The 26,725-nt window shown below is 33.8% G+C and carries 24 protein-coding genes, 4 tRNA genes and 1 pseudogene; 28 read left to right on the top strand and 1 reads right to left on the bottom strand.

Annotated elements, in window-relative coordinates; translation table 11 throughout:
• Positions 1-61: 61 nt before the first annotated feature.
• From KBP46_RS08705 to KBP46_RS08640, 14 genes and pseudogenes are all read left to right on the top strand, one after another.
• On the top strand, positions 62-1,744 hold the full coding sequence (locus KBP46_RS08705; protein ID WP_216445144.1) for a S8 family serine peptidase: 1,683 nt from the start codon (positions 62-64) through the stop codon (positions 1,742-1,744).
• A gap of 124 nt (positions 1,745-1,868) precedes the next feature.
• Entirely contained in the window at positions 1,869-2,360 is a 492-nt protein-coding gene (locus tag KBP46_RS08700) for a lipocalin family protein (RefSeq protein ID WP_047433063.1), read from the top strand.
• Between the two features lie 26 nt (positions 2,361-2,386).
• The gene (locus KBP46_RS08695) at positions 2,387-3,076 is read left to right on the top strand and encodes an OmpA family protein (protein ID WP_062676410.1); all 690 of its coding nucleotides are present in this window, start codon (positions 2,387-2,389) and stop codon (positions 3,074-3,076) included.
• A 107-nt stretch (positions 3,077-3,183) separates the two neighbouring features.
• Positions 3,184-4,070: pseudogene (locus KBP46_RS08690) on the top strand (decaprenyl-phosphate phosphoribosyltransferase).
• A complete protein-coding gene (locus tag KBP46_RS08685; protein ID WP_216445143.1) occupies positions 4,067-5,386 on the top strand; it encodes an FAD-binding oxidoreductase in 1,320 nt (439 codons plus the stop codon). Before KBP46_RS08690 ends, KBP46_RS08685 begins: the two are co-directional and overlap by 4 nt.
• Positions 5,386-6,111, top strand: coding sequence for an SDR family NAD(P)-dependent oxidoreductase (locus tag KBP46_RS08680; RefSeq protein WP_062676407.1), 726 nt, complete (start codon positions 5,386-5,388; stop codon positions 6,109-6,111). The genes KBP46_RS08685 and KBP46_RS08680 overlap by 1 nt, the downstream gene beginning before the upstream one ends.
• Positions 6,112-6,114: 3 nt before the next feature.
• Positions 6,115-6,702 carry an HAD-IB family hydrolase gene (locus KBP46_RS08675; RefSeq protein ID WP_062676406.1) on the top strand — a complete coding sequence of 196 codons (588 nt, stop codon included), beginning with the start codon at positions 6,115-6,117 and terminating at the stop codon, positions 6,700-6,702.
• A gap of 24 nt (positions 6,703-6,726) precedes the next feature.
• A complete protein-coding gene (locus KBP46_RS08670; protein WP_120232980.1) occupies positions 6,727-7,194 on the top strand; it encodes a hypothetical protein in 468 nt (155 codons plus the stop codon).
• A gap of 2 nt (positions 7,195-7,196) precedes the next feature.
• The gene (locus KBP46_RS08665) at positions 7,197-8,372 is read left to right on the top strand and encodes a cysteine desulfurase family protein (RefSeq protein ID WP_120232981.1); all 1,176 of its coding nucleotides are present in this window, start codon (positions 7,197-7,199) and stop codon (positions 8,370-8,372) included.
• Positions 8,373-8,455: 83 nt separating this feature from the next.
• The gene (gene trxA / locus KBP46_RS08660; RefSeq protein WP_062676403.1) at positions 8,456-8,773 is read left to right on the top strand and encodes a thioredoxin; all 318 of its coding nucleotides are present in this window, start codon (positions 8,456-8,458) and stop codon (positions 8,771-8,773) included.
• A gap of 126 nt (positions 8,774-8,899) precedes the next feature.
• Positions 8,900-8,973: transfer RNA gene (locus KBP46_RS08655), tRNA-Asp, on the top strand.
• Between the two features lie 32 nt (positions 8,974-9,005).
• Positions 9,006-9,079 (top strand) — tRNA-Asp (locus KBP46_RS08650).
• 33 nt (positions 9,080-9,112) lie between these two features.
• Positions 9,113-9,186 (top strand) — tRNA-Asp (locus KBP46_RS08645).
• Positions 9,187-9,219: 33 nt separating this feature from the next.
• Positions 9,220-9,293, top strand: a tRNA-Asp gene (locus KBP46_RS08640).
• Positions 9,294-9,734: 441 nt separating this feature from the next.
• Here KBP46_RS08640 and KBP46_RS23620 read toward each other — a convergent pair.
• A complete protein-coding gene (locus KBP46_RS23620) occupies positions 9,735-9,902 on the bottom strand; it encodes a hypothetical protein (protein ID WP_228432271.1) in 168 nt (55 codons plus the stop codon).
• A 22-nt stretch (positions 9,903-9,924) separates the two neighbouring features.
• Between KBP46_RS23620 and KBP46_RS08635 the strand changes: the two genes are divergently transcribed.
• From KBP46_RS08635 to KBP46_RS08570, 14 genes are all read left to right on the top strand, one after another.
• Positions 9,925-11,439: a nucleoside-diphosphate sugar epimerase/dehydratase gene (locus KBP46_RS08635; RefSeq protein ID WP_238590678.1), complete on the top strand. Its 1,515-nt coding sequence runs from the start codon at positions 9,925-9,927 to the stop codon at positions 11,437-11,439.
• A gap of 331 nt (positions 11,440-11,770) precedes the next feature.
• Positions 11,771-12,481, top strand: a complete 711-nt coding sequence (locus KBP46_RS08630; RefSeq protein WP_238590677.1) for a polysaccharide biosynthesis/export family protein — start codon at positions 11,771-11,773, stop codon at positions 12,479-12,481.
• Positions 12,482-12,484: 3 nt separating this feature from the next.
• Positions 12,485-14,830 (top strand): polysaccharide biosynthesis tyrosine autokinase, encoded by a 2,346-nt coding sequence (locus tag KBP46_RS08625; protein WP_062676400.1) that lies wholly within the window; start codon positions 12,485-12,487, stop codon positions 14,828-14,830.
• 54 nt (positions 14,831-14,884) lie between these two features.
• Positions 14,885-16,180 carry a nucleotide sugar dehydrogenase gene (locus KBP46_RS08620; protein WP_216445141.1) on the top strand — a complete coding sequence of 432 codons (1,296 nt, stop codon included), beginning with the start codon at positions 14,885-14,887 and terminating at the stop codon, positions 16,178-16,180.
• Between the two features lie 14 nt (positions 16,181-16,194).
• On the top strand, positions 16,195-17,361 hold the full coding sequence (locus tag KBP46_RS08615) for a nucleotide sugar dehydrogenase (RefSeq protein ID WP_062676398.1): 1,167 nt from the start codon (positions 16,195-16,197) through the stop codon (positions 17,359-17,361).
• A complete protein-coding gene (locus KBP46_RS08610; protein WP_216445140.1) occupies positions 17,361-18,371 on the top strand; it encodes an NAD-dependent epimerase in 1,011 nt (336 codons plus the stop codon). Before KBP46_RS08615 ends, KBP46_RS08610 begins: the two co-directional genes overlap by 1 nt.
• A complete protein-coding gene (locus tag KBP46_RS08605; RefSeq protein WP_216445139.1) occupies positions 18,364-19,617 on the top strand; it encodes an oligosaccharide flippase family protein in 1,254 nt (417 codons plus the stop codon). Before KBP46_RS08610 ends, KBP46_RS08605 begins: the two co-directional genes overlap by 8 nt.
• 1 nt (position 19,618) lies before the next feature.
• On the top strand, positions 19,619-20,050 hold the full coding sequence (locus KBP46_RS24030; protein WP_062676395.1) for a serine O-acetyltransferase: 432 nt from the start codon (positions 19,619-19,621) through the stop codon (positions 20,048-20,050).
• The gene (locus KBP46_RS08595; protein WP_216445138.1) at positions 20,037-21,035 is read left to right on the top strand and encodes a glycosyltransferase; all 999 of its coding nucleotides are present in this window, start codon (positions 20,037-20,039) and stop codon (positions 21,033-21,035) included. The genes KBP46_RS24030 and KBP46_RS08595 overlap by 14 nt, the downstream gene beginning before the upstream one ends.
• A gap of 62 nt (positions 21,036-21,097) precedes the next feature.
• Positions 21,098-22,309 (top strand): hypothetical protein, encoded by a 1,212-nt coding sequence (locus KBP46_RS08590; protein WP_216445137.1) that lies wholly within the window; start codon positions 21,098-21,100, stop codon positions 22,307-22,309.
• A gap of 1 nt (position 22,310) precedes the next feature.
• Complete coding sequence (locus tag KBP46_RS08585) at positions 22,311-23,231, top strand: glycosyltransferase (RefSeq protein WP_216445136.1); 921 nt, start codon at positions 22,311-22,313, stop codon at positions 23,229-23,231.
• Positions 23,215-24,315, top strand: coding sequence for a hypothetical protein (locus KBP46_RS08580; RefSeq protein ID WP_216445135.1), 1,101 nt, complete (start codon positions 23,215-23,217; stop codon positions 24,313-24,315). Before KBP46_RS08585 ends, KBP46_RS08580 begins: the two co-directional genes overlap by 17 nt.
• Positions 24,315-25,448 (top strand): glycosyltransferase, encoded by a 1,134-nt coding sequence (locus tag KBP46_RS08575; RefSeq protein ID WP_216445134.1) that lies wholly within the window; start codon positions 24,315-24,317, stop codon positions 25,446-25,448. Before KBP46_RS08580 ends, KBP46_RS08575 begins: the two co-directional genes overlap by 1 nt.
• A complete protein-coding gene (locus KBP46_RS08570) occupies positions 25,448-26,635 on the top strand; it encodes a glycosyltransferase family 4 protein (protein ID WP_062676389.1) in 1,188 nt (395 codons plus the stop codon). The genes KBP46_RS08575 and KBP46_RS08570 overlap by 1 nt, the downstream gene beginning before the upstream one ends.
• Positions 26,636-26,725 lie beyond the last annotated feature (90 nt).

Here is a 26,725-nt window from a genome sequence, read left to right as displayed (position 1 = left end):
CAGGATAGAAAACATGAAGGTGGCGATTGGAATATGTCTTTAAAAAATTAAATATCAACATATGAAAAAGGTATTATTAGCTGCAGTTTTTTTAGCAGGTTTTAGTTTCTCTTTTGCACAGGAATCTAAAGCTAAAAGTATTGATCCCAACGAAGATAAAGATCTGATGACATGGTATCATAAAGATTTTGCAACTTCGAAAGTGTATGGAGTAAATACAGCAAATGCTTATAAATACTTGGAATCTAAAGGGCTGAAGCCGAAAACCGTAGTGGTGGGAGTGTTAGACAGTGGAGTACAGGTAGATCATCCCGGATTGGTAAAGAACCTATGGTCAAACCCTAATGAAGTTCCCGGAAATGGTAAAGATGATGATGGAAACGGATATATTGATGATGTACACGGATGGAATTTCATAGGAGGTAAAAACGGTGATATTGATATCGATAATATGGAAGTAACAAGAGTTGTTGCCAAATATAAGCCTATTTTCGAAGGAGATGATTCCACAAAAAATAAAGCCAACCAGGCTAAAATGAAGGATGAGTTTGAGATGTACATGAAAGCCAAAGATATGTTCAATAAAAAAAGTGTTGAGGCAAAACAAAACTTCCAGACCTATTCAATGTTGAACGAGCTGATTCCTAATATGGTAAAGCTGTTAGGAGGTAAGCCTGTAACCGCTGAAACTATTGCTGCAATCAAAGCTCCAACGGATCAGAGAGACGCGATTGCCCTGGATTTTTTAGGCCAGATTTCACAAAGCCCAGAATTCAAAGGAAAATCAGCAGCTGAATTTGAAAAAAAGATGAAGGACGAAATGAAAGAAGCTATCGATCATTTTGCTCCTGCGGCAAAACAATATGACCTTTCATACGATCCGAGAAAAGAAATTGTAGGGGACAACTATGATGACTATTCTGAAAAAATCTACGGAAATAATCATTATGAAGGACCGGATGCAGAACATGGAACCCACGTAGCAGGTATTATTGCAGGGCTTCCACAAGGAAAAGAAGTTCAGTACGGAGTCGCTTCCAAAGTAGCGAAGATCATGTCTGTAAGAACAGTTCCTAATGGTGATGAAAGAGATAAAGACGTTGCGAATGCTATCAGATATGCAGTAGATAACGGTGCGAAAGTATTAAATATGAGCTTTGGAAAACCTGTTTCTCCTGGTAAAAATGTAGTTTGGGATGCTTTTAAATATGCTGAAGATAAAGGAGTTCTTTTAGTAAAGGCTGCAGGTAACGAAAATGAAGATGTAGCAGAACATCTGGCATATCCTACCAACTTTAAAAATGTTACAGACGAAAAACCGTTTGTAAGCAACGTTCTTGTAGTGGGAGCAAGTACCAATAAAAACAATGCCCTGAGAGCGGATTTTTCTAATTACAATAAAAAGATGGTAAACGTTTTTGCCCCGGGAGAAGAAATCTATTCTACCGTTCCTAAAAACGAATATAAATACCTTCAGGGGACTTCTATGGCATCGCCTGTCGTTGCCGGAGGAGCAGCTGTTTTATTGGCTTATATGCCTGATCTGAAACCTTACCAGATTATCGAAGCCCTTGTGAAAAGCAGCAATCCAAGTACAGCAGATGGGTTTGGAGACCAATCTCAGGCTGGTGGAGTTATCGACCTTAAAAAAGCAGCAGAATATGCATATACGAATTTCTACAAAGGGAAACCTTCAGGCACTGCCAAGTCTTCGAAATCCGTAAAAAAGGCTGTTAAAAAATAATTTATCTCCCTCTGTTTAAGGAGAAACCATAAAGAGTCCGAATTTTTTCGGACTTTTTATTTTTTATTTTAAATTTTGGCACGGTTTTTTGTAACTTTATAGTAACAAAATAATAAACAACAAAATGAAAAAGTTACTACTTGCAGGGATGTTGGGAACATCACTTTTTGCAGTTTCGTGTTCCTCTGTTAACAAAGCAGCTACATCTCAAAATCAAAGAGCCGACTTCCTTAAAATGAAAGGAGACTGGCAGATTGTGAGCATAGATTATGATAAAGGTTATAAAATTAAACCTTTTGACGAAGGTGCAGACGCACAGTGCTTCGTAGGAAGTCACTGGAGATTGATTCCTAATAACTGGACAGGAGCGTATACTTTAAACGGTGGTGGAGATTGCCCGGCAATTACACAGCCTATCAAATTTGAAGTAAAAGGCGGTAATACGTTTATGTTTAAAAAAATTGCTTCAGGTACAAAAGCAAAACAGAATACAGCTGGTTACAGCCTTACCATGATCAATCAGAGTACAGATCAGTTTTCACTGGAGCAGGATGTTCCTTTTGAAGGAGGTAATGTAAAAGTAGTTTACAACTTCCAGAGAACAGGAATGAAATAATTTATCAACATAAAAGATCAAAAAAAATGAAATTTACAAAAACATACGTAGGAGCCCTTTTCTTATCATCAGCATTATTATTGACAAGCTGTGAAGCGGTTCAGAATTCAAATCATCAACAAAGAGGTACAGCAGTAGGTGTTGCTTCAGGAGCAGTACTTGGAGGTATCCTTGGTAACAATGTAGGTAAAGGTGGAAATGGAGCTATCGGAGCTGTATTAGGAGGTATTATCGGTGGTGTTGCAGGTAACGTTATCGGTAACAAAATGGATAAGCAGGCTAAAGATATTAAAGAAACTTTACCAGGAGCTCAGGTAGAAAGGGTAGGAGATGGTATTAAAGTAACCATGAATGAAAGTATTGTTAACTTTGCATTTGATTCTTCAAACCTTACTTCTGTAGCACAGACAAACCTTGATAAATTAGCAGAAGTATTAGCTAATAACCCAGATACCAATATCAATATCTATGGTCACACAGACAGCAAAGGTTCTGATGATTATAACCTTAAACTTTCTCAAAGAAGAGCAGACGCTGTGAAAGCATATTTATCCGGAAAAGGAATTGCATCAAGCAGAATGTTTACAAAAGGTGAAGGTGAAGCAATGCCTGTAGCAAGTAATGATACCGATGAAGGAAGAGCTAAAAACAGAAGAGTGGAGTTTGCTATTACTGCCAATGAAAAAATGATTAACGATGCCAAGCAAGGGCAATAGTTAATTTAATATATAAATATTTTCGTAAAAGACCGCCCCGGCGGTTTTTTTTGTATTTTTATGCTAGAAATTTTGAATTTATTATTTTTGTATTTGAAATAACATAAATGAAGAAATATTTAAAACTGCTCCGTGTGGAGCAATGGGTGAAAAACCTTTTTGTATTTGTCCCTCTGTTCTTTTCAGGTAATATTACCAATATAGATCTGCTTCTCAAAAGCATTTTTGCATTTGTTATATTTTCACTTGCAGCAAGTGTTGTCTATATCCTGAATGATTACAATGATATTGAAGCAGACAGAAAGCACCCGGAAAAAAGAAGAAGACCATTAGCGAGTGGAGCTATTTCAAAATCAAAAGCGATAGGAATTCTTATAGGCTTGGTCATTACAGATATTGCTCTTGTATTTTTTACACAGATCTATTTCCACGAGTATCTTTGGAAATTTGCGACCATTGTAGGATTCTATGTGATGATGAATCTTGCCTATACTTTCAGGTTGAAGCATGTTCCTATTATTGATATCTTTATTATTGCCATAGGGTTTGTACTGCGTGTACTGGCTGGAGGTTATATCACCGGAATCAGTATATCACAATGGGCGATTCTCCTGACGTTTGTATTGGCTTTGGTACTGGCTATAGGAAAAAGAAGGGGGAGCTTATCAATGCCCAGGTTTCAGGAAAAACAAGAAAAGCACTGGATGGCTATAACGTGCAGTTTGCAGATATTGCTTTATCCATTTCTATTACTCTGGCTATTGTCTGCTATCTGATGTTTACACTCTCTCCGGAAGTTCAGGCAAGGTTTCACGAAAGAGTTTTTTATACTGTGATTTTCGTGGTATTCGCGTTGCTAAGATATCTTCAGCAGACACTGGTTTATAACAGAACGGAATCTCCTACAAAAATTGTTTACAGAGACCGCTATATACAGGTTACTTTATTACTTTGGGTAGTGGCATTTTTAATTCAAATTTATTTTAAGAAATGAAACCGAATTTCATACAAAAAGTTACAAACTGGGGAAATTTCCCAATAGTGGAGAAGGAGATGAGATCTGAGGACAGTTTCGGAAGAATAAAAGAATTTGTACTCAGTCACAACGAGGTTATTGCGAGAGGAAACGGGAGATGCTATGGCGATGCTTCGTTGGGAGAATCTATATTTTCAACTAAAAAATTAAATAAATTCATCAATTTTGACCGTTTGAACGGGATCATAGAATGTGAATCCGGAGTGTTGCTTTCAGATGTACTGGAAATAGCAGTTCCACAGGGATACTTTTTATACGTTACTCCAGGGACAAAATTTGTATCAGTAGGAGGAGCTATCGCTTCCGATGTTCATGGAAAAAACCATCATGCAGAAGGATGTTTTTCCGAATATGTGATCGAGTTTAAGCTAATGACTGAGAAAGGTGAAATTATTACCTGTTCCAGAGAAGAGAACTCAGAAAAGTTCTGGGCTACCATCGGTGGAATGGGACTTACAGGAATTATTCTTACCGCAAAATTTAAACTTAAAAATATAGAGTCCGCATACATCCGTCAGGAAAGTATAAAAGCAGACAATCTTGATGAGATATTTAAGCTGTTCGATGAAAGTGAAAACTGGACCTACACTGTTGCATGGATTGATTGTCTTCAGAAAGGAAAAAATATCGGAAGAAGTATTCTCATGAGAGGAGAGCATGCATTTCAGCATGAGCTTCCCCAAAGTTTTTCCAAAACGCCTTTACGGTTAAAGAAAAAACTGCAGCCTACAGTTCCTTTTTATTTTCCGGGATTTGTACTGAATGCCCTTACCGTAAAAATATTCAACTGGTTGTACTATAAAAAACAGTCTAAAAAAGAAGTGAAAAACTTTATCGACTATGAGACGTTTTTCTATCCTTTGGATACGATCACAGATTGGAATAAGATTTATGGAAAGTCCGGTTTTATACAGTATCAGATGGTCATTCCTAAAGAGACTGGAAAAGAAGGAATGAAAAGAATCCTTGAAACGATTGCCAAAAGCGGAAACGGATCATTCCTGGCAGTTTTAAAACTTTTTGGAAAGAACAATCCGCAGGCTTACAACTCATTCCCTGTGGAAGGGTATACATTGGCTCTTGATTTTAAAGTTAATTCAAAACTGAAAAAACTGGTAGATCAGCTGGATGCGATTGTTCAGGAGTTCGGGGGAAGAATCTATCTTACCAAAGACAGCATGAGCAGATCGTCACTTACCAGTTACCTGAAAAATATTCAAAATCCTAAATTTGTGTCTTTACAGCACAAAAGAATCATAAATAACAATTCATAATGATAGTTCTGGGAAGTACATCTGAAGTGGCACAGGCTTTTGTGGAAAAAGCACTTCAGGAAGGAGAAAAGTTTGAAAAAATCTATCTTTTCACCTCAAATAAAGAAACTACAGAGCGTTTTGCGAGACACATTGATGTAAAGTTTCTGCAGCAGGCGGAAGTTATTGAACTGGATCTTACAAAAGAAATTGATTACAATAGATTTGATTATATCAATTCAAATGTATTATTTTGTGCCGTAGGATATTTAGGGGAAGGAACCGAGGAAGGATTGTATGATAACAGAAATACAGAACGTATCATTGATATCAATTATTCAAAACTGGTTCCTGTGATGAATTATTTTGCCCATAAGTTTGAAAGCAGAAGATCAGGAACGATTATCGGGCTTTCATCTGTGGCAGGAGACCGGGGAAGGCAGAGTAATTTTATCTATGGAAGTGCAAAAGCAGCTTTTACTGCTTATCTGAGTGGTTTGAGAAACTATCTTTTTGATAAAAAAGTACACGTTCTTACTATAAAACCAGGGTTTATGGAAACTAAGATGACAGAAGGTCTGCCTTTAAATCCGAAACTGACAGCCACTCCCAAACAGGCTGCTTCCTGTATTTACAAAGCCTTCAAAAAGCAGAGGAATGTGGCATATGTTTTGCCGGTTTGGAGTATTATTATGATGATTATCAGGAATATCCCTGAGTTTATATTCAAGAAATTAAAGCTTTAAAAAATGAAAAAATTGTATTGTTTTGATTTTGACGGAACCCTTACGTATAAAGATACTATGTTTATGTATCTTAAATTTTACGATTCTACAAAATATCGTATACAATTTTTAAGACATGTACCTCTTTTTATCCTGCTGAAGCTGAAACTGGCTGAAACAGAAAAAGTGAAAAAAAGCTTTATCGGTTCTATTTTAAAAGGACAGACCCAGGATAAAATAGAGCAAAAGTCTAAACAATTTTTTGAACAGCATTATCCTAAAATAGTGAGGGAAAATGCATTAGACTTTATAAAAAATATCGATAGGAATAATACACAGAGTTTATTGGTAACCGCTTCATTAGATATCTGGGTGAAACCTTTCGCTGATGAACTGAAAATGGAGCTTGTTTCTACGCGGGCAGAGTTTAAGAACGGAGTTTTCACAGGAAATTTTGTCGGAAAAAACTGTAACGGGAAAGAAAAACTGGTAAGAATTAAAGAGGAAATCAACGATTCTAAATACGATAAAATTATTGCATTTGGTGATACTTCAGGAGATCGGCCAATGTTGAAATGGGCAAATGAGGGACATTACCAATTTTTTCACTAATTTTGGGAGATAAAATTGTAAAAAATGAAAAGCCTGTTAATCGCATGTACAGCAATTTTCATGAGCTGTGCAAGCACTTCATCTCAGAAGTCTTCTCCTGGACAGGGAAATGCTGAACTTATTGTCTCTGAATCCCAGGGAGGGGCAGACACTCCTGGCTTTAGAATTATTAAGGAAGAAAAGGATTTCCGCAATATTATCAGTGGAAGTTTTGGTATCTCAGAAATAGGAAAAGAATCTTATATCAAATATCCGCAGTTTCCAAAAAATAAAAAAGTCGTTTTATACAATTTGGGAACCTTCAGATCTGGTAGCCACAAAATTGAGGAGATTAAAAGTATATCTGTGAAAAATCAGATTCTGTATGTAGAAGTTCCGGCTGGTGAACCTTCCGGTGGAATGGAAATTCAGGTGATCTCAAGCCCTTGGTTTATATTTACTGTTCCCACAGATTACAAATTTACCTCTGTAGAATTAAAATATTCAAAATAATAATGGATAAAGTATATTTAGATAATGCCGCAACCACTCCGCTTGCAGAAGAAGTTATAGATGCAATGGTGGGCACAATGAAAATGAATTTCGGAAACCCGTCTTCCACACACAGTTTTGGTCAGGAAGCAAAAATCCTTATTGAAAATGTAAGACGACAGGTTGCAGACTATCTTCATGTAACTCCTGCTGAAATCATTTTCACTTCCTGTGGTACCGAATCAAACAATATGATCATTAAATCCTCGGTAGAACACCTTGGAGTAGAAAGAATCATAAGCTCTCCCCTGGAACATAAATGCGTTTCTGAAAGTATTCTGGATATGAAAAGCAGAAAAGGAGTAGAAGTAAACTATATCCGCCCGAATGAAAAAGGAGATATTGATCTTGCTAAATTGGAAGAACTTTTAAAAGCTTCAGATAAAAAAACATTGGTAAGCTTAATGCATGCCAACAACGAAATTGGGAATATCATCAACCTTAAACAGGTTGCCCAGCTGTGCAAAGAACATCATGCACTTTTCCACTCAGATACGGTCCAGACAATGGCTCATATGAACCTTGACTTCTCTGATATTCCTGTGGATTTTGCATCCTGCAGTGCCCATAAATTTCATGGGCCAAAAGGAGCTGGATTTGCGTTTATCAGAAAAGCAACAGGTTTAAAAGGAATTATTACCGGAGGACCTCAGGAAAGAAGCCTTAGGGCGGGAACTGAAAATGTTTGTGGTATCGTAGGATTAGGAAAAGCATTAGAACTTTCTCTGAATCATATGGAGGAATATACCAACCATATGCAGAGTATAAAGGATTATGCAATTGAAAGACTTTCTGCTGAAATAGAAGGAATTAAATTCAATGGAAGAAGTGCTGAAAAGGACAACAGTCTTTATACAGTTTTAAGTGCTTTATTACCTTACAAAAATCCACTCATAGGACTTCAATTAGATATGAAAGGGATTGCCATCTCTCAGGGAAGTGCATGCTCATCAGGAGCTTCAAAACCTTCAATGGTTATGATGATGGTGCTTTCTGAGGATGAAATGGATCACTGTACTCCATTACGTATCTCGTTCAGCCATATGACGACCAAAGCGGAGATTGATACATTGGTCAATGCATTAAAGGAAATTTCAAGTGATTACACTATAGAAAAAACTAATGTTGAGCATAGATAGGCTTGTGCTCTAAAAAGCGTAATTTTGAATATCCAATAAAGGATTAAAAGAAAATAATATTAATTAAAATAAAAGAAACAAAAATGGCTTTAGAAATTACAGACAGCTCATTTCAGGATACGGTTTTAAAATCAGAAAAACCGGTATTAGTAGACTTCTGGGCAGTATGGTGCGGACCTTGTAGAACTTTAGGACCGATCATCGAAGAAGTAGCATCAGATTTTGAAGGTAAAGCAGTAGTTGGAAAAGTAGATGTAGACAACAACCAGGAGATTTCTATGCAGTATGGTATCAGAAATATTCCTACTGTTCTTATTTTTAAGAATGGAGAAGTAGTAGACAAATTAGTAGGTGTAGCTCCAAAAGAGGTAATTGCTGAAAAATTAAGTGCTCACTTATAAAAAAAATAAGTTTGATAATGAACGCCTTCCAGTATTGGGAGGCATTTTTTTTAAAATAATTTGCAGGTAACAAAAAAAGTTGTAATTTTGCAACCACGAAAAAGAAACGACGTTCTTTAAAATAATGATCCGGTAGTTCAGCTGGTTAGAATGCCGCCCTGTCACGGCGGAGGTCGCGGGTTCGAGTCCCGTCCGGATCGCAGAAGTTTTCTCAATTTACTTTAAAAAAATTGATCCGGTAGTTCAGCTGGTTAGAATGCCGCCCTGTCACGGCGGAGGTCGCGGGTTCGAGTCCCGTCCGGATCGCAGAAGTTTTCTCAATTTCTTTTTTAAAAAATTGATCCGGTAGTTCAGCTGGTTAGAATGCCGCCCTGTCACGGCGGAGGTCGCGGGTTCGAGTCCCGTCCGGATCGCAGAAGTTTTCTCAATTTCTTTTTTAAAAAATTGATCCGGTAGTTCAGCTGGTTAGAATGCCGCCCTGTCACGGCGGAGGTCGCGGGTTCGAGTCCCGTCCGGATCGCAACTATCAATCAAAGTAGTCAAAATACTGTAAAATACTTATTTTACAGTATTTTTTTTTGGAATATGCGTATTAATTTTAGGTTAAAATATTTTATGGCACTAGTAATTTATATTTTGAATAAAAATTAACGTATGCTATTAAAAATATTAATAATAATTATTATCTTCGCCTGATAATAAAACCACCAATTGTTGAAATAATGAAAAAGATACTTTAGGTTTATTTGTGTATGGGGAATGTTTTTAAAATCAGGGAGTTAAGATATATACCCAGGTGGTCGGTTTTTCTTATTGATGTTTCAGTCATTTTTTTTTCAATTTTAGTTTCATATTTTCTTCTGAATAGTCTGGAGGTAAAACTTAACTTTACTAAGTATCAAAAGGAAAAGATATTTTCAGTGGTGCTTATTAATATTCTGTGTATAGTTCTGTTCAAAACTTATGCAGGAATTATCAGACACTCTACTTTTTTTGACTTTTTTAAAATTGTATGGTCTTCAGGGAGTGCTCTTATTGTCTTGCTTGGACTGAATTTTATGTCAGAACTGATATTGGGCAAACCCGTATTTTTATATCCTGTTCTTTTTTTATTTTTCTTTGTTTCCATTTTTCTGATGTTTTTTTTCAGAATGGCAATCAAAAAGCTTTTCGGTGTCTTAATAGATTCTAAGGATACTCTATCCAAAGCTAGAATTGCTATCGTAGGAGTAGAGGATACTTCCGTGTCATTAGCAAAGGCTATTATTCACAATCCCGACCATCCCTATCAGCTGGCAGGATTTCTCACTGCAAGATCAGATTCTAAAAAAGCAAGGTTGCTTGGCTATAAAATTTATAATAAAAAGCAATTTCTTAAGAGTGATACTCTGAAAGAACAATTTGATGCGGTTTTAATCAAAGACGTGATGACAAAGCAAGAGATAGAAGAATGGACTAGCTTTGCATTGGATAAAGGATTGAAAGTATTAAAAGTACCCGTAACCAATATCATAAAAGAGGATGATAAGGTGAGAAGTATCCGTCCTCTTCAGATTGAAGATTTACTGAATCGTCCGACAATTAAAATAGAAAACAATGAGGTAAAATGTTTTCATGTTAGTAAAAATATTCTGGTAACCGGAGGTGCCGGGTCTATAGGAAGTGAGATTGTAAGGCAGGTTGCTCAGCTAAATTCATCATTGATTGTTGTGGTAGATCAGGCTGAGTCTCCTTTATATGAGTTGCAGCTTGAATTATTAGAAAGATTCCCAAATCAAAGGTTCAAATTTATACTGGCTGATATTTCAAACTATTCCAGAATGGAGAAATTGTTTGATGATTATCAGTTTTCAATAGTTTATCATGCGGCAGCCTACAAGCATGTACCATTAATAGAAGATAATCCACATGAAGCTATTTTTGTCAATATTGGAGGAACTAAAAATGTGGCACTCTTATCGAAAAAATATAATGTAAATCGTTTTGTGATGGTGTCTACAGATAAAGCTGTAAATCCCACCAACGTAATGGGAGCTTCTAAAAGAGCTGCTGAACTTTTTGTACAGTCTCTACAAAATTCTTCGGAGAATACAACAAAATTTATAACAACGCGTTTTGGAAATGTATTAGGTTCCAATGGCTCTGTAATACCACATTTCAAAAAACAAATTGAAAAAGGAGGTCCGGTGACGATTACTCATCCCGATATCATTCGTTATTTTATGACGATTCCTGAAGCCTGCGAATTGGTACTTCAGGCAGGAACAATGGGACAGGGAGGAGAGATTTATGTTTTTGATATGGGTAAACCGGTTAAAATTTTGGATTTAGCGGAAAGAATGATCAAATTATCAGGATATACTCCAGGTATCGATATTAAAATTGATTTTATTGGCTTAAGACCTGGTGAAAAACTATATGAAGAACTTTTAACGAATAATTCTACAACTATTCCTACCCATCATGAGAAAATTATGATATCCAGAGATCCATTGATGAAGTTTGAAGATATAGATATTTTGTGCTCGCAAATTATTCTTTCAGCAATGAATAAAGATAGTTTACAGATTGTAAGAATATTAAAAATAATTGTGCCGGAATTTAAAAGCAATAACTCTGAATTTGAAATTCTTGACAAGATATCTGAACATGAAGCATATGAATGAAATTAAAGAATAAAATACATAAAAAACTGATATAAAATAATAATTTTGCTATTTTAATTCCAAACGGAATGAAAATTGCTAGAGAAAGAATTGATTTAAATATAAAGATTAAATACCTCTCACATTCGTAAACTTCTTATAAATATAGAATACTTATGTGGTTAGTTTTCTTCCTATTAGGTATCTTAAATTAAATTTAGTTCAGATAGATTTTAAATAATAACACAAGTAGACTTAGAATAAACAACATATGAATAAAAAGATTATTACATATATAACATTGTTATCGGTTATTTTGTTATCATGCAGACCGAAGCAGAATATGGTATATATGTCGAAACATAATATGGAAGAGGAAGTTGCGAAAGCAAAATTTCAGGGATTACATATTCAGGAAGGTGACGTGCTGTTAATCCTTGTTTCTGCATTAGATGAAATTGCGGTAAAACCCTTCAATCTTAATACTGCCAATAAAGTTGGAAGTGTAAGCAGTACTGGAGTTAATCAATATGTACAGCCAAGCGAATATCTCGTGAATGAGGAAGGATATATAAACTTCCCGGTATTGGGAGATGTTTTTGCAAAGGGAATGACACAGATACAGCTTAAACAGGACCTAGAAGCCAGGTTGAGAAGATACCTGACAGACCCTTTGGTTACGATTACCCTGAAAAATTTTAATGTAAGCATCTTAGGGGAAGTAAAAAATCCTGGACAGAAAGAAAGTGTTTCCCAAAAGATCAATATTTTCCAAGCTCTTGGTCTTGCAGGTGATATGACAGATTTTGGAGACCGTACCAATGTAAAATTGATCCGTTCCGGAGATGATGGATCAGATCAGGTTATCAACGTTGACCTTACTAGATCAGATATTGTAAATTCACCATACTATTATATGAGGCAGAACGATATATTGTATGTACAGCCGGACAAAAACAAACAGGTTCAGGCCAACTCTAATCCGAACAGAGCCCTTACATTCCAGATTATTGGTGCATTACTGACAGCTGGTACACTTATTATTGCTTTAACTCGAAAATAAAATATGCAGCAGATAGAATTTCAGGAAAGTGAAGAGTCTTTAGATCTTAGAAAGATCATTGGAAAGTATTTAGGCAAATGGCCTTGGTTTATAGCATCTGTATTATTATTTGTAATCGTAGCTTTTGTATATCTTCGGTATGCTATACCTCAATATCAGTCTACCACAACTCTAAAATTTGATAAAAAACAATCGGATCTAAGTGGTGCTTTGATCGATCTTGATAATCTTGGCCTTGGCTTGGGAAATGCAGATGAGCTTAAAAGTGAGGTTGCTGTAGTAAGTTCCAGGCCTATTTTGATGAAGGTTGTCGAAAACCTTAATCTCAATGTACAATATTATAATTCTGGTGAAATAAGGGATTCTGAATTATTCACAAAAATACCTATCGAAGCCAAAATTATATCTTATAAAACTGATATCAAGAAATTTGTTTCATCCGAATATCTTGTGAAGGAAGTCAATGGAAATGATTTCGTTTTAGAGGATAAAGATAAGAAAACAGTAAAAGGCAGTTTCAATAAAAATCTGGCTCTTAATTTCGGAACTGTAGTTCTTCAGAAAGTTCCAGGACTTATCTTTAAGGATAAATATAAAATTGTGTTTTGGAATCCTCTGGAGAAGGTAAAATCTTTGGAAAAAAAGATTCAGGTTGATCTTCCGGATCAGAAAGCGATGCTTATGGACATTAGCATCATAGGAACTGTTCCTGAAAAATCAGAAGCCATTCTTAATGAAGTAACCAAACAGTATAATCTGGATGGGCTAAGAGATAAAAATTTACAAGCTCAAAATACTCAGGAATTTATTGATAAACGATTAGAAGTTATCTCGCGTGATCTTTCCGGAGTTGAAAATCAGAAAGAAGATTTTCAGAACCGTAACCGTATAGTGGACTTGCAGGCACAGGCGCAGTTAGCACTTCAAAATACGACCGACAACACAAAACAACTTCTTCAGCAGCAAACGCAGCTGGATCTCCTTAACTCTCTTCAATCTGAAGCTTCAAAGGGTTCTAATCAACTTATGCCTTCTAATTTAGGATTAAACCCTTCTTTAGAACAGACAATTTCACAATATAATAGTCTTGTTATCAGTAGAAACAAAACTTTGAAGCAGGCAACCAATGAGAACCCTGCGGTAATAGAAATGAATAAAGAAATTTCTTCATTGAAAGAAATTGTAAGAGATAATATAAGCCAGCAAAAGGCTACAATTCAGGCATCTATTGCGCAGATAAACAGTCAGATTTCTGCCAATACAGGAATGATTGAAAAGGTTCCCGGACAATCGAAAGTTTACAGAGGTATCGAACGGCAGCAGAATCTTAAAGAACAGCTTTTCCTTTTCCTTTTACAGAAAAGAGAAGAAAACGCGATCAATCTTTCTGTTAATGTTCCTAAAGCTAAAATTGTAAATCCTGCTTATACGATTGATGGACCTGTTTCTCCAAAGAAGATTATAATTCTTTTGGCTGCACTTATATTAGGGTTGCTTTTACCTGCTGGGGTACTTTATCTTTTCTTTATGTGGGATGATAAAATCTACAACCGTACAGATATTTCAGAAAATTCATCTCTTGGTGTATTGGCAGATATTCCTGCTCTTAAAGATAATCAGCTTCACCTTGTACAGAAAAATGATTTTTCAGAATTGGCTGAAGCATTCAGAATATTGGTTTCCAATCTTAAATTTCTCCTTCCTAAGAAAGACTCGGCGAAAGTTATATTGGTAACTTCTTCAGTGAAAGGAGAAGGAAAAACATTGGTTTCAGTGAATCTCGCTCTGACATTGGGAAGTAAAAACGGAAGATCATTACTAATTGGTTCGGATGTTAGAAATCCGCAGATACAGAGATATGATGATGAGCGAGTTAAGAATGCTGGTCTTACGGAATATTTATATGATGAGACAACAGATATAGAAGATCTTATACATATTTCCGATACCAATCCTGAATGTGATGTAATTTATGCGGGATCTATCCCTCCAAATCCTCAGGAACTTCTTTCCAACGGTCGTTATCAGAAGCTTATCAGTGAGATGTCCTCCCGTTACGAATATATTGTGATTGATTCGGCTCCTCTGATGCTTGTTTCAGATACGTTGAGTATTTCAGATACAGCCGATGCTTCTCTATATGTTGTAAGATCAGGAGTATCAAGAAGAATATTAATAGAGTTTGCAAATAAACTCGTAAAAGAATCAAAAATAAAAAACATGTCTTTTGTAATTAATGATGTTGCTAAAAATGTAGGAGGATATGGCTACGGTTACAACTATGGTTACGGTTACGGGTATACGGCTGATAAGAAGAAAAACTGGTGGCAAAAGCTTTTTAATAAATAATCCATTTATCTTCAAAAATATACATTAAAATAAAGTAAGAACATCACATATAATATGAATATACAGAATAAAATTGGGGTAATCGGACTGGGGTATGTAGGATTACCTCTGGCCCGTTTATTTGCAACAAAATACGCGGTCGTTGGTTTTGATATCAATCACGCCAGAATTGCAGAACTTAACAGCGGAAAAGATTCTACTTTGGAGGTAGAAGATGACGTATTGCAGCCGGTTTTAGTAAAAGAGAACCCATTTTCAGGTTCATCAAAAGGTTTGCTTTGCTCATCTGATCTTGAAGATATTAAAGAGGCTAACATCTATATTGTAACTGTTCCTACACCGGTAGACAAACATAACCGTCCGGATCTAACGCCTTTATATAAAGCGTCTGAAACAGTAGGGAAGGTATTGAAAAAAGGGGATATTGTTATTTATGAATCTACTGTTTATCCCGGAGTTACAGAGGAAGAATGCATTCCTGTACTGGAAAAAGTTTCGGGATTGAAATTTAACGAAGATTTTTTTGCAGGATATTCTCCTGAAAGAATCAACCCAGGAGATAAGGAACGTACAGTAGAGAAAATTTTAAAGGTAACTTCAGGTTCTACACCGGAAATTGGTAAAAAAGTAGACGAGTTATATAAATCTGTAATTGCAGCGGGTACCCATCTGGCACCAACCATCAAAGTAGCTGAAGCATCAAAAGTAATCGAAAATTCACAGCGTGATATCAATATTGCTTTTGTAAATGAGCTTGCAAAGATATTTAATCTCTTGAATATCGATACACATTCCGTTTTGGAAGCTGCAGGAACGAAATGGAATTTCCTGAAATTCAAGCCCGGATTAGTAGGAGGGCACTGCATTGGGGTAGATCCTTTTTATCTTGCCCAGAAAGCACAGGATGTAGGATATTATTCTGAGCTTATCCTTACAGCAAGAAGACTGAATGATTCTATGGGACAGTTTGTAGCTTCCGAGGTGGTAAAAACGATGATTAAGAAAAGAATCAACATTCCGGATGCCAAAGTGCTGAATCTTGGAATCACCTTTAAGGAAAACTGTCCGGATGTAAGAAATACGAAAGCTGCAGATGTTATTAATGCACTGGAAGACTATTCTATCAACGTAACAACGTATGATCCATGGGCGAATCCGGAAGAAGTGATGCATGAATATGGCATTAAATCTACAAATTCTGTGGAAGATGTCAAAGGAAAGTTTGATGCAGTTGTTCTCACAGTTTCTCATGATGAATTCCTGAATATTGATCTTTCCAGTTATTTAAAAGAAGGTGGGGTGATATATGATGTTAAAGGAATTTTAGAGAAATACGATAATCGTTTATAAAAAGAAATTAGAAAATGAAAATAGCAGTAGTAGGAACAGGATATGTAGGTTTGTCTAATGCCATCTTATTGGCGCAACATAATGAAGTTGTAGCTTTAGATATTGTTCAGGAAAGAGTAGAATTGCTTAATTCTAAAAAATCCCCTATAGAGGATGAAGAGATCAGTACATTTTTAAGTACGAAACATCTTAATTTTAAAGCTACTTTAGATAGAAAGGAAGCTTATGATAAAGCTGAATATATTATTGTTGCCACACCAACAGATTATGATCCTACAACAAATTATTTCGATACAAGCAGTGTTGAAAATGTAATAAATGAAATTGCAGAATATAATTCTGAAGCTGTAATTATTATTAAATCTACGGTTCCGGTGGGTTATACTGTAGATTTAAAAAGCAGACTAAATATAAATAATGTGGTGTTTTCTCCTGAATTTTTAAGAGAAGGCAAAGCCCTGTATGATAATTTATATCCCTCCAGAATTATTGTCGGGGAACAGAGTGAGCGCGCAAAAATTTTTGCAGAATTATTGAAAGAAGGTGCCATAAAAAAAGATATTCCGGTTTTATTTACAAATCCTACAGAAGCAGAGGCAATTAAATTGTTTTCAAATACCTACTTAGCATTGCGTGTGGCTTATTTCAACGAATTAGACAGCTATGCACAGATCCATGAACTGGATACCCGCCAGATTGTAGAAGGTGTTGGTCTGGATCCAAGAATTGGCTCACATTATAATAATCCTTCTTTTGGCTACGGAGGATATTGTCTGCCTAAAGATACCAAACAGCTTTTGGCAAATTATAATGCTGTTCCTAATAATATTATTCAGGCAATTGTAGATGCAAACAGAACCCGTAAAGACTTTATAGCAGATTCTGTACTTGCTAAAAAACCAAAAAAAGTAGGCGTTTACCGTCTGATTATGAAAGCAGGCTCAGACAATTTCAGAGCGTCTGCCATACAGGGTGTCATGAAAAGGATTAAAGCTAAAGGCGTGGAAGTTGAAGTGTTTGAACCGGCTCTTAAGGAAGAATATTTTTTCGGTTCCAAAGTGGTAAAAGATTTAGTGAAGTTTAAGGAAGAATGTGACGTAATTATATCTAACCGTAATACTACTGAACTATCGGATGTTCAAAGTAAGGTATATACTAGAGATTTATTTGGAAATAACTAATGGAAAAAATATTAATAACAGGTTGCGCTGGATTTATTGGTTTTCATTTATGTAAAAAACTTTTGAATCTTGGATATGTCATTGTAGGTCTGGATAATATCAATGATTATTATGATATAAACCTGAAATATGATCGTTTAAAAGAATTAGGTATTCATAGATCAGAAGCCGAAAAGGAAAATAATTTAGTTGAATCCTCTACATTTTCAAAATTTAGTTTTATCCGTTTGAATTTAGAGGATAGAGAAAATTTGCCAAATATTTTTAAAGTACAAAATTTTGACTATGTAATTAATTTGGCAGCTCAGGCAGGCGTTAGATACAGCTTAGAAAACCCAATGGCTTATGTTGACAGTAATTTGGTAGGTTTTGTAAATGTATTAGAATGCTGCCGACACAATAAAATTAAACATTTGGTATATGCCTCAAGTTCATCTGTATATGGTGAAAACGATAAAATTCCGTTTTGTGAAAACGATCAAGTGGATCAGCCAGTAAGTTTGTATGCTGCAACTAAAAAAGCAAATGAATTAATGGCACATACTTATAGTCACTTATATAAACTTCCAACCTCTGGTTTGCGATTTTTTACAGTATATGGACCTTGGGGAAGACCAGATATGGCACCTATGCTATTTGCTGATGCTATGACCAATAATAGAGAAATAAAGGTTTTCAATAATGGAGAAATGAGTAGAGATTTTACCTATATCGATGATATTGTAGAGGGAATTATCGTAACTCTTAACCATCCTAATAAAGATGATTTTTATCAATTATTCAATATTGGAAATGGATCTCCTGTATCATTATTATATTTTATTGAGTGCATGGAAAATTCTTTAGGATTAAAAGCAAATAAAAAAATGCTGCCAATGCAGGCGGGAGACGTTGTAAGAACCTGGGCAGACACTACTCTGTTGAATGAATTAGGATATAAGTGTATTGTACCTATAGAAACGGGCGTTTCAAAATTTGTTGAATGGTTTAGTGATTATACAAATGAATAAGCTAATCAGCATAATTAAAAACAACGAAAGATTGGTAAAGAATTTTTCTTATTTATCAATTATCAAAATTGTAACATTGTTTTTACCGCTTTTTACTTACCCTTATTTATTGAAAACCTTAGGTCAAAGTAACTATGGATTATTGATATATTCTCAGGCGGTTGTTGGATATTTTGTTATTTTCGTAAATTTTGGATTCAGTATTACGACAACCAGAGAAATTTCCCAAAATAGAGATAATTTATTAAGAATATCTGAGATAATATCAGCTACTTACTTTGCTAAAGTTTTATTTTTTGTTATTTCGCTTTTAATTTTGTATTTGTTGAGCATATATATAAATGATATTCATCAGCACTTTTCTTTATTTTTATATACTTTATTATGGCTAGGATTATTTGAAGTTTTTTTTCCAATATATTATTTTCAGGGAGTTGAAAAAATGAAATATATAACGATGATTACTCTTGTCAGCAGGGTGATTTTCTTTATTTGTATTTTTATTTTTATCAAATCAAAAAGTGACTATGTACTTTTTCCTATAATAAATTTGGCAGGTTCACTCGTTGGAATTATTTGTTCCCTTTATATTCTTTATAAAGACGGAATAAGACTAATAAAGCCCTCATTTAAAGAGACTATTTATCATATAAAAAGTTCCTATATAATGGGACTGGCACTTGGCTCTAATTCTTTGAAATCAAATTTAAATCTTATTTTAATTAAAAATGTTCTTAGCTTTAATGAGGTTGCCGTATTTGATCTAATTTCAAAGTTGTTAAATATAGCAAATACTGTAATAGATTTAATTAGTCAGACGGTTTTTCCAAAGCTAGCGAAGGAAAAAAATAAAAAATTCTTTTTAAAGCTTTTAAAATTCGTTACAGTAATATCTATAGCTATGACTCTTTTATATATAGCTTTTGGAAATATGGCTATTGATCTTCTTTCAAATAATCAAATAAAAAATGCATATCCTGTTTTGATTTTAATGAGTGTGATGGTTCCTATATATTCCATCGGAACAATGTTAGGAAGAAATTGTTTAAATGTCTATGGATATGACAGACATGTACTTTACAGTATGATTATATCAAGTTTCATATATATTCTAGTTTACTTATTACTTAAAACTATTCTAAAAGTAGACTTCAACATATATGTGTTTGTTGGTGTTTATTTATTATCGTTTTTTGTTGATACTTTCTATAGATATATTATCTGTAAAAAAGAAAAACTAATTTAATATGAAGAAGTTATATAGAAATTTAATAAAACTGTACCAATATGTGTACAACTTATTTTATAGTATATTTTGCCTTAATAATGTTAGAATTTTTGTTAATAATCACATTACAGTAGGTCTTAAGTATATAAAAAAACAAAAAACAAACTTTCCTCACCCAATAGGAATTGTGATAGGCCAGAAAGTTGTTTTAGGAAATAATTGTACTATATATCAAAATGTTACTATTGGATCTAAAGATACGGCAAACTATAAGACCAGTAAATATCCAACCTTAGGTGATAATGTAACGATATATCCTAATAGTATAATAATAGGTAATGTGACAATTGGAAATAATGCCATCATCGGTGCCGGTTCGCTAGTTCTTACTGATGTAGAAGAGAACTCTATAGTAGCAGGAGTACCTGCAAAAAAGATTGAAAAAAAATAGTATGGTTAGTGCAAGTGTAATAATGTCTGTTTATAATGAAAAGATTGATTGGGTTAAGGAATCAATCGAATCCATTATTCATCAGACTTTTAAAGACTTTGAGTTTTTAATAGTATTAGATAAACCTGATAATATTGAATTAAAAGAATATATACATTCAGTTTGTGAAAGTGATAACAGAGTTATTTTCATTATTAATGAATCCAATATAGGTTTAACAAAGTCACTAAATAAAGCGATCAGCATGTCTAAGGGGCAATATATTATCAGAATGGATGCTGATGATATTTCTTTAAAAGATAGGTTTGAAAAGCAAATAGCCTTTATGAACTCAAATGAAGACATTTTAGCTTCAGGCGGTAGTATTGAAAAATTTGGTAATACAACTGAGCTCCTAGAAATTGAGACGGATTCGATAAAAATTTTGGAAAAATTTGTTATTCCCAGTCCACTCTATCCTCCATTACCACATCCTACTGCTATCATTCGGAGAGAGGTCTTTTTTGAAATGGGAGTACGCTATAATGAGGACTTTTTAGTGACTCAAGATTATGAATTGTGGAATACTATTATTAAGATAGGAAAGATTGGTAATCTTGAAGATATATTATTAAAATATAGAATAACAGATAATCAAATTACTAGTAATAAAAAGCAATTACAGAGAACAAATAAAAGTAGAATAATAAAAGATCATATAGAGTTTTTTATTAGTAAAAATACTAAAGGAAATTATAAAATTCCTTCTAAAATAACAATTAACGAAATCAAACAATTAAAAGTTTTTCAAGATAGAAGTGAATTATTATTTAGAAATCAGCTTACAAATTTTATAATTTGTTATTATCTATCATTAGATAAATATAGTTTTTCTAGTCTGTTTTATTTTATAACACAAGATTTTTTTAATAATAGAATACCTAATTCTCTTAAGAAAACTATAATCTTAAATCATATTAGAAAAAATTCAAAAATTATTCAGTAAAATAAATGAAATATAAAATATTCTTATATGTATTATTATTTTGCTATATATATCCTATATATATGAAATTTTTCCCTATCCCAACAGATAGAATTATTCAAATATTGGGGTTAGGATTTATTTTCATGGATATTCCATACAGAAAATTAGTTTTTAGGATTAAAAATCTCAGCTTATTTTATTTTGCTTCATTATTAATTTTAATTGTAATACTAATTGTTCAGAACTGGAACTATAGTTCACTTGATCTTTACTATTTTAAAGATCATTTTGATATCTTTTTGTATTTTTTTCCAGCTTATCTTATCATTTATATTTTATTTAAAATTAATAAGAATAAAATTGTTAATAATTTATTAGATTCAATTGTTATCATTGCAGCGTTACAGGCTATTATTTCGTTGGTTTTCTTTTTTGTTCCACCTATATTTGACGCCTATACTTCTTTATTATCTCAAAATGCAAGTCAGGGTTTAACAAGTAGATTAGGACAGGTTGAAAAAAGATTAATAGGTGTTGGAAGCGCTTTTTTTACTGGTGTAATAAAATATGCTGTTGCTTTTTTCATAGCTATTATTCTTCCCTATTTAAAAACCGATTTATACAAAAGGAAAACAATTTATATAATATCCTTTGTGTTAATCATAATTGCTGGATTGATGACAGGAAGAACATTTTTCGTTGCTATTTGCTTGGGATTAGTTTTATACCTTTTGATTGATCCCCGAAATACCCTTAGACTTATATATAAGGTTATCCCATCAGTTTTGGTATTAACAATGTTACTATATTCAATAATGATTTCAATAGGAAATCAAGAGCGTATTGACAGAGTTTTTAATTTTGTTTTTGAATTATTTATTAATTATCAAAAAAGTGGAGAGCTTACAAGTTCTTCAACTGAAGGGTCTATAAGTATGTATAAATTTCCAAAGACATTAAAAACATGGATCATTGGAGATGGAAGGATGCAAAACCCAAATGGTTCATATTATATGGGATCAGATATAGGGTATGTTCGAATGATTTTCTATTTTGGGATAATATTCACTGTACTTTATATGATGTATCAGGCATACTTATGTTATTTACTATCAAAAAAAAGCCCTTCGTGGATCTTCAAAGCATTTTGTTTAATCGTATTATCTTGGATTATTGTTTTAAATTTTAAAGGGTTAGCGAATTTGAACATGTATTTGTTGTTGTTTTTTATTGGATTAGGTGTTAATAATGTTGTTGCTAAGCAAAGTAGCATGATCAAAAATAAAATATAAAATGATAATTGATTTTTTAGATAGGGTTTATTCTTCATTAAGATCTAAAGAAAATAAGATCGAATCATTATTTCGGTTTATTATTAGAAAACTAAGCAATCTGATATTACCATTGTATCTTAATCTTACAAAAAAAGATTCAAGGTTGCAATTAGTTAATAAGGAAAATATTATCGTATCACTCACAACATTTCCGGGAAGAATATCCAAATTATGGATGGTTGTAGAATGTATGTTACGACAAAGTCTTCTTCCAAACAAAATTGTATTGTATCTGGCAAAAGATCAATTTCCGAATGAGTTGAAAGATATACCGGATAATCTTCTGGGTTACTATAATAAGAAGCAATTAGAAATAATATTTGTAGAGGAAGATTTAAGGTCTCATAAAAAGTATTACTATGCCTTTAAGGAATATCAAAACGACGTTATTATAACCATAGATGATGATATTTTTTATCCGTCGAATATCATTAAAGACTTAATGGATTTACATAAGAAATTTCCCGATACAATTTGTTGCCACAGAGCACATAAGGTTATTAGAAATGATGATAATACCATAAGCAAATATTCAAAATGGAAAAAAGTCTTCGGAAATTGTGGACCGACATTTGATCTATTTCACACAAGTGGGGGAGGAACTTTATATAAAAGTAATTTTTTTAGTGAAGAAGTTGTAAATAAAGATGCATTTGTCAGCTTATGTTTTATGGCAGATGATGTCTGGCTGAATATTATGGCTCAGTTGAATAGGACAAAGACAGTGAAATCCAATTATTTTTCAAACTTAATTCCCATTGAAAATAAAAATTCACTCTTCAAGTTAAGTCAGGAAAACGTTGCAGATGGAGGTAACGATAAGCAGTTACAGAATCTGATTCAAAATTATAATATTAATAATTATGAAATATTTAAGTGATTTTATAAAGCTTAGTGCGTTATTATTATTTAGCTTTTCTTTTGCTCAGCAAAACAGAGTAAGCAGGTATAATGCAGATATGCAGGCATCCAAAAGTTATGGTTTGCAGAAAATGGAACTGTCATCAAAGAGTAAAAATACTTATGATTTCATGGCATTAGGATATTTTATCAATGCAAATAACAATATGTATCTTAAAACAAAAGATAAAAAATATATTGATACTAATATTTCTGTCATAAAACCAATCCTGATTGATACGAATTCAAATACCTCGTATCAAAAGAATGGCTGGGTGATGAATGTCGCAAAAGGAAATCAGAATGCAGTAGCGAACGGAAAGGAGCATTTAATTTCGGAAGGATATTTTTTCAGATATATTGGTGAGTTTTTGGATATTCTAGCTAAGAATAAATTGTATACGAATTATCAACCAGCGATAGAAAGTGGTTTAAAATACTCCTTCGATAAATGGAAAGCCAGAAGCTTCAGCCAATATGGAGATTATTCATTATTGTTTCATCAGAGGCTTCATACAGGAGCAAACTGGGCTGTTGTTGCACTCTATCTGATGAAGTATGACGAATCTGATAAAAATTCATATGCTTTATTTGTAAATCAGTTTGATCAGCAGCTGAAAAAAGCGTTGGTTTTAAACAAGAGCGCAGGTAGCGTTTTGTATTATACGTGGAACAGTACATATCCTGATACTTTTTGTAAGGCGTTACAGAAAATTAAGAATTATAAACCGGTTGTACAGGATGTGTCACATGGAAATCATGTTGTTTTATATTTAATAAAGGCAAAAGAATTGGGAAATGCCAATTGGGCTGACTTTAATTTCAATTATTTATGCAATACCTTAAAGCTTAAGATTCTTAAAGGGAACATTATTGCCGATAATGTAGATGGTACTACAGATCCAAGTGTGCAGAATACAGGATGGAAAATATCGGATGGCTGGATGAAACTTATCTATTTTGATGCAAGTTTATACCCTTTAGTCGAAAAAAACCTTTCGAATTACAGTAATAAAATTAGCAACTCTTCTTTAGAGCTGCAGTTTAATTCAATTTATCCATAATGATACTTCACATTACAAACGATTACTCAGGATCTACAGTTTATAAAAATTTGGTGAGGGAGCTGGATAATAACGGGCTAGAGCAGATTGTATATAATCCATTTCGAGAATCTTCCAGAATAGGGAAAAATAAAATAGATTTTAAAAATACCCGCTCTCAAATTATCTATAGCCATATTTTATCAAAATATGCAGATCGGATTTTGTATAAAAGAAAAATTAAAAAAATAGTACAGGACATTGAAGCAAAAATAGACCTCAAGACCGTCAGATTTATTCATGCTCACACCTGGTACAGCGATGGTGGGGTGGCCTATGAGCTTCATAAAAAATATAATATTCCATACATATTAGCAGTACGAAATACAGATCTTAACGTGTTTTTGAAGTATTTTCTGCACGAAAGAGGCTACGGACAAAAAATACTTCAGAATGCAAATAAGATCATAACCATTTCGGCAGTCTATAAAAAAAGAATGCTTGAAGATCCCCGCTTGTCTCATATCATGAGCGATATACAGCAAAAACTAATGGTGATCCCAAATGGTGTAGACCCTTTCTGGATAGAATCAAAGGTTATGAACAGGAAAATTGTTGAGAATGAAAAAAACATTCAGCTGCTTTATATAGGGAAATTCAATAAGGGCAAAAATGTTTTTAACCTTATTAATGCTGTTAAGAATCATAATCACAAAATTCAGAATAAAATAAAATTAACACTGATTGGAGGGGGAGGAAATGACGAGAAAAGAATCCTGGATTCCATTAAAAATGATCATTCCTTTGAGTTTGTAGGAAAAGTAGACAGTCTGCCTGTTCTAAAATCCTATTACGAACGAAGCGATTTCTTTACAATGCCTTCCAAAGCAGAAACCTTTGGCTTGGTCTATATAGAAGCACTTTTGCAAGGTTTACCGGTGATGTACACGCAAAATGAAGGGATCGACGGTTTTTATGATGATTCTATTGGAGAAAAAGTGGAGGACACTTCTGTTTCTGCAATCGAACGAGGGCTTGAACGGTTAATCCAAAAACGAGATCATTATAGTTTTGATATGGAACAATTGTTAAAAAATCATGACTGGAAGAGAATAGCTGAAGTATATCAACAATTATATATAGAAAAAAAATAATGAATATATTATACATCCACCAATATTTCGTAACTCCTCAGGAGCCAGGAGGAACAAGATCGTACTGGCTGGCACAAGAACTTATTAAAAACGGGCATAAAGTTACTATGCTCACCTCATCATCCAAATTTTCAGAGGATATTAAAATTGTAGAAATTGATGGTATTGAAGTCGTTTATATAAAAGAAGACTACGACCAGAATATGAGTGTTTCCAGAAGGTTAAAGGCCTTCTTGAAATTTATGTACAAATCATCTGTAGTAGGAATGAAACAGAAAGATATCGATTTGGTAATTGCTACATCTACTCCTCTTACAATAGGTATTCCGGCACTTATATTAAAGTGGTTTAAAAAGAAGCCTTTTGTTTTTGAAGTAAGAGACCTCTGGCCGGAGGTGCCAATACAGATGGGAGCCATAAAAAATAGTTGGACAATAAAAACGACTCGTCTGCTGGAAAAAGTGATTTATAAAAATGCTTCCCGTGTTATTGCTCTTTCTCCGGGTATGCAGGCTGGAGTTGTAAAGTATATTCCTAAAGAAAAAACATCCATGATTCCTAATATGGCTAAAATGGACGAATTCTGGCCTAGGGGAAAAAATGATCAACTGATGGAAAAGCTCGGCTTAAAAAAAGATTCCTTCAAAATAGTTCACTTTGGTTCTTTGGGATTGGCAAATGGGGCTCAGACAATTATTGAATCCGCCAAATTATTAAACAATAGAGAAGATATAGAATTTTTGTTTGTAGGAGGAGGTTCTACCGAAAAAGATTTAATAGAAGAAGTAGAAAAAAGTAATCTTAAAAATGTGAAATTTCTCGGAAAGTTCCCTATGACTGACGTATCTGAGATTGTCAATTTTTCGGATGTTTCGATGATTTCCTTTTTGGATATTCCTATTTTGTATACCAACTCTCCAAACAAGCTTTTCGATTCGTTGTCTGCAGGAAAACCAATTATTGTAAACTCTGCCGGCTGGACGAAAGATATAGCCGAAAAATATCATTGCGGATTTTATGTAAACCCAAACCGTCCGGAAGAACTTGCACAAAAAGTACTCTATCTGAAAGACAATCCTGAATTGGTAAAGGAAATGGGACAGAATGCAAGGAAACTGGCTGAAACAGTTTATGATAAATCCATTTTGTGTAAAAAATTTGTTGAAGTCATCGAACAAACAGAATAAATGATCAAGAGAAAGAATCTATTGTATGTACAAATTATAGATAAAGTGTTATCTTAGAATTTAAAGTAACAAGAATGTTGATTTTGTGTG

Source organism: Chryseobacterium sp. PCH239, assembly GCF_018924625.1.
Taxonomy (GTDB): Bacteria; Bacteroidota; Bacteroidia; order Flavobacteriales; family Weeksellaceae; genus Chryseobacterium; species Chryseobacterium cucumeris.
Note: the sequence above shows the minus strand (reverse complement) of the source record. Positions and strands in the feature narration are given on the sequence as shown.

Coding starts and splice junctions, on each gene's coding strand:
- KBP46_RS08680 (WP_062676407.1), top strand. CDS start 5,386: ATGATAGTTCTGGGAAGTACATCTGAAGTGGCACAGGCTTTTGTGGAA.
- KBP46_RS08585 (WP_216445136.1), top strand. CDS start 22,311: ATGATAATTGATTTTTTAGATAGGGTTTATTCTTCATTAAGATCTAAA.
- trxA (WP_062676403.1), top strand. CDS start 8,456: ATGGCTTTAGAAATTACAGACAGCTCATTTCAGGATACGGTTTTAAAA.
- KBP46_RS08620 (WP_216445141.1), top strand. CDS start 14,885: ATGAATATACAGAATAAAATTGGGGTAATCGGACTGGGGTATGTAGGA.
- KBP46_RS08705 (WP_216445144.1), top strand. CDS start 62: ATGAAAAAGGTATTATTAGCTGCAGTTTTTTTAGCAGGTTTTAGTTTC.
- KBP46_RS08700 (WP_047433063.1), top strand. CDS start 1,869: ATGAAAAAGTTACTACTTGCAGGGATGTTGGGAACATCACTTTTTGCA.
- KBP46_RS08610 (WP_216445140.1), top strand. CDS start 17,361: ATGGAAAAAATATTAATAACAGGTTGCGCTGGATTTATTGGTTTTCAT.
- KBP46_RS08685 (WP_216445143.1), top strand. CDS start 4,067: ATGAAACCGAATTTCATACAAAAAGTTACAAACTGGGGAAATTTCCCA.
- KBP46_RS08675 (WP_062676406.1), top strand. CDS start 6,115: ATGAAAAAATTGTATTGTTTTGATTTTGACGGAACCCTTACGTATAAA.
- KBP46_RS08625 (WP_062676400.1), top strand. CDS start 12,485: ATGCAGCAGATAGAATTTCAGGAAAGTGAAGAGTCTTTAGATCTTAGA.
- KBP46_RS08580 (WP_216445135.1), top strand. CDS start 23,215: ATGAAATATTTAAGTGATTTTATAAAGCTTAGTGCGTTATTATTATTT.
- KBP46_RS08615 (WP_062676398.1), top strand. CDS start 16,195: ATGAAAATAGCAGTAGTAGGAACAGGATATGTAGGTTTGTCTAATGCC.
- KBP46_RS08590 (WP_216445137.1), top strand. CDS start 21,098: ATGAAATTTTTCCCTATCCCAACAGATAGAATTATTCAAATATTGGGG.
- KBP46_RS08630 (WP_238590677.1), top strand. CDS start 11,771: ATGTCGAAACATAATATGGAAGAGGAAGTTGCGAAAGCAAAATTTCAG.
- KBP46_RS08605 (WP_216445139.1), top strand. CDS start 18,364: ATGAATAAGCTAATCAGCATAATTAAAAACAACGAAAGATTGGTAAAG.
- KBP46_RS23620 (WP_228432271.1), bottom strand. CDS start 9,902: ATGGAAACAAAGAAAAATAAAAAAAGAACAGGATATAAAAATACGGGT.
- KBP46_RS08570 (WP_062676389.1), top strand. CDS start 25,448: ATGAATATATTATACATCCACCAATATTTCGTAACTCCTCAGGAGCCA.
- KBP46_RS24030 (WP_062676395.1), top strand. CDS start 19,619: ATGAAGAAGTTATATAGAAATTTAATAAAACTGTACCAATATGTGTAC.
- KBP46_RS08665 (WP_120232981.1), top strand. CDS start 7,197: ATGGATAAAGTATATTTAGATAATGCCGCAACCACTCCGCTTGCAGAA.
- KBP46_RS08695 (WP_062676410.1), top strand. CDS start 2,387: ATGAAATTTACAAAAACATACGTAGGAGCCCTTTTCTTATCATCAGCA.
- KBP46_RS08635 (WP_238590678.1), top strand. CDS start 9,925: ATGGCAATCAAAAAGCTTTTCGGTGTCTTAATAGATTCTAAGGATACT.
- KBP46_RS08575 (WP_216445134.1), top strand. CDS start 24,315: ATGATACTTCACATTACAAACGATTACTCAGGATCTACAGTTTATAAA.
- KBP46_RS08670 (WP_120232980.1), top strand. CDS start 6,727: ATGAAAAGCCTGTTAATCGCATGTACAGCAATTTTCATGAGCTGTGCA.